Source organism: Streptomyces pilosus (assembly GCF_014649835.1).
Classification (GTDB): domain Bacteria; phylum Actinomycetota; class Actinomycetes; order Streptomycetales; family Streptomycetaceae; genus Streptomyces; species Streptomyces pilosus.
This window is the reverse complement of sequence record NZ_BMTU01000042.1, coordinates 1-1,041: the sequence shown is the minus strand read 5'-3', so window position 1 is coordinate 1,041 and position 1,041 is coordinate 1. Positions and strand designations below refer to the sequence as shown.

Here is a 1,041-nt window from a genome sequence, read left to right as displayed (position 1 = left end):
TAGGCGATGCCGGCCCCCATCATCCCGGCGCCCAGGACGGCCACCCTGCGGACCGTGCGGGGTTCGATGTCCCTGGGGCGGCTGGCGCCGGAGTTGACGGCCTGGAGGTCGAAGAAGAAGGCCTGGATCATGTTCTTGGAGGTCTGCCCGGCGGCCAGCTCGACGAAATAGCGGGCTTCGATGACCTGCGCGGTCTCGAAGTCGACCTGGGCGCCCTCGACGGCGGCGGCCATGATGTTGCGCGGGGCCGGGTAGGGGGCGCCGCCGGTCTGCTTGCGCAGGTTGGCGGGGAAGGCCGGAAGGTTGGCGGCGAACTTGGGGTGGGCCGGGGTGCCGCCGGGGATGCGGTGGCCGGGCCGGTCCCAGGGCTGGGCGGACTCGGGGTGGGCGTCGATGAAGGCGCGGGCCTTGGCGAGCATGTCCTCGCGCGTGTCGGCGATCTCGTCGACGAGGCCGTTCTCCAGGGCGCGGCGCGGGCTGTACTGGGTGCCCTGGAGGAGCACCTTCAGCAGTGCGTCGGTGATGCCGAGCATGCGCACGGTGCGGACGACACCGCCGCCGCCGGGGAGCAGTCCGAGGGTGACCTCGGGGCAGCCGATCTTGGAGCCGGGGGCGTCGAGGGCGATCCGGTGGTGGCAGGCGAGGGCGAGTTCGTAACCGCCGCCGAGCGCCGCGCCGTTGATCGCGGCGACGACCGGCTTGCCGAGGGTCTCGATGCGGCGCATCTGGCGCTTGAGGGCCAAACCGCCGTCGAACAGCTGCTGGGCGGTCCCGGGCGTGACCCGGATCAGGTCGCGCAGGTCGCCGCCGGCGAAGAAGGTCTTCTTGGCGGAGGTGATGATGACACCGCGGATGGTGTCCTTCTCGGCCTCCAGGCGGTCGGTGATCACGGCGAGGGAGTCGCGGAACGCCTGGTTCATGGTGTTCGCGGACTGGCCGGGGTCGTCGATGACGAGGGTGACGACGCCGGTGCGGTCCTGTTCCCAGCGGATGGTGGTGCTCTCGGTCATGAGGATGTCTCCGTGAGTGAGGTGGCGGGTC

The 1,041-nt window shown here is 71.1% G+C and carries 1 protein-coding gene; it reads right to left on the bottom strand.

The window, feature by feature from the left end; translation table 11 throughout:
• Positions 1-1,010 (bottom strand): enoyl-CoA hydratase-related protein (locus tag IE118_RS33815; protein WP_189561926.1); only part of this gene is annotated, 1,010 nt, incomplete at its 3' end.
• Positions 1,011-1,041: the final 31 nt, after the last annotated feature.